The sequence below is a fragment of the Candidatus Stoquefichus massiliensis AP9 genome, assembly GCF_000455285.1.
Classification (GTDB): Bacteria; Bacillota_I; Bacilli_A; order Erysipelotrichales; family Coprobacillaceae; genus Stoquefichus; species Stoquefichus massiliensis.
In genome coordinates, this window is sequence record NZ_HG005284.1 from 184,344 (window position 1) to 185,949 (window position 1,606).

General features: G+C 31.2%; 3 protein-coding genes. 1 reads left to right on the plus strand and 2 read right to left on the minus strand.

What is annotated here, in order from left to right; genetic code table 11:
• Positions 1-40: 40 nt before the first annotated feature.
• Positions 41-742, plus strand: a complete 702-nt coding sequence (locus BN350_RS00970; protein ID WP_028041926.1) for a GntR family transcriptional regulator — start codon at positions 41-43, stop codon at positions 740-742.
• Positions 743-753: 11 nt separating this feature from the next.
• Here BN350_RS00970 and BN350_RS00975 read toward each other — a convergent pair whose 3' ends face one another.
• Both BN350_RS00975 and BN350_RS00980 read right to left on the minus strand, forming a co-directional pair.
• A complete protein-coding gene (locus BN350_RS00975; RefSeq protein ID WP_028041927.1) occupies positions 754-1,104 on the minus strand; it encodes a hypothetical protein in 351 nt (116 codons plus the stop codon).
• Positions 1,105-1,186: 82 nt separating this feature from the next.
• Positions 1,187-1,576, minus strand: coding sequence for a hypothetical protein (locus tag BN350_RS00980; RefSeq protein WP_028041928.1), 390 nt, complete (start codon positions 1,574-1,576; stop codon positions 1,187-1,189).
• Positions 1,577-1,606 lie beyond the last annotated feature (30 nt).

Below are 1,606 nucleotides of genomic sequence, written 5' to 3' on the forward strand. Positions count from 1 at the left end.
ATGCTATAATAAGACTATCATGGAAAGGAAGATGCATTTTATGAACGAAAAAGTCCCTTTGTATTACTCTATTATGGAAGTGATTAAAGATTCTATCATTAATGGAATCTATCCTATAGGTACATTTCTTCCTACTGAAACGGAATTAGAAGAACAATTTAAGGTAAGTAAGATTACGATTCGTAAAGCTATTGAACTATTAGAAAATGATGGTTATGTCACAAAAAAAAGTGGTAAAGGTACCACAGTTATTAGTAATAGCATATTTAACAAATTATCTAATGGACAATCATTCTCTTCAATCTTAAATCAACAAGGTTATCAAGTCACTAAAGAAAATACTTACTTTGAATACCTAAAGTTAGATCCCCAACATGAATTATTTCAGTATTTTGAAAGACAATGTTTAAAAATTAGTCGCTGTTATTATCTAGATGGTCAGCCATATATTCATTTCACTCATTATTTACCAGGTGATATTGCAATTCCTGACCAAATGAAACTCAATGATTTCTCTTTATACATGTATTTATATCAGCATAATCATTCTGTTGCTGATTTCAATGATGATTTCTATGTTGAGTTTCCGCCATTAGAAATTTTAGAAGCATTAAACTTAGATCATGGACCAGTTCTTGGACGTAAAAGAGTTTCCCATGATATTTATGGTAAAGTTGTTGAAGTTTCTCATGCACGTTATAATACACGTATTCATAATTATCAAATACAATATAAGTTATAACAAAGGATAGTTCAAACTATCCTTTCTATTGCTTCTTTAAACTCTTCATAACTTAACTGTTTACCTACAAGTGTAAATGCTCTTTTAAGTTGTTCCTTATTACATTCTTTTAGCCAATGAGAAGCATCCTTTTGATACAATGTTTGTATCAATTCCAATACATTCTTATAGCGTTCTTTCAGTTCTCCTTTCAGTTCACCTTCCCTTCTTGCCTTATTCATCTTTGTTTGAATGATTAATCGTTCTCTTTCTAACTCATATCCTTTAATCACTTCATCTGTATTCATATACTTGTTATGTATGTCCTTTGCATCTTTGACATCCTCCACTGTTTCACTGTTCTCATGACTCTTTCCATTCATAAATAAATAAGCCAACTGATTAATAGTAAACTCACTTCCCTATTTAATAACCAGATCTAACAAAACTCTTGTCATCATTGTTTTACTTCAACATTTCAACTTTAAACTCTTCATATGATTGACACTTTTTCACTAAAGTATAAGCGTGTGACAATTGCTCAAAACTACAACTCTCAACCCATCTTGTGTCAACTCCTCCATAAATTAAATCTATAAGTTCCAATACATTCTTATAGCGTTCTTTCAGCTCTCCTTTCAGTTCACCTTCCCTTTTTGCCTTATTCATCTTTGTTTGAATGACTAATCGTTCTCTTTCTAACTCATATCCTTTAATCACTTCATCTGTATTCATATACTTGTTATGTATGTCCTTTGCATCTTTGACATCCTCCACTGTTTCACTGTTCTCATGACTCTTTCCATTCATAAATAAATAGGCCAACTGATTGATGACTGTTAAGCTCACTTCCATATTTAAATCCTCCTCCATTAATTGTAGCTA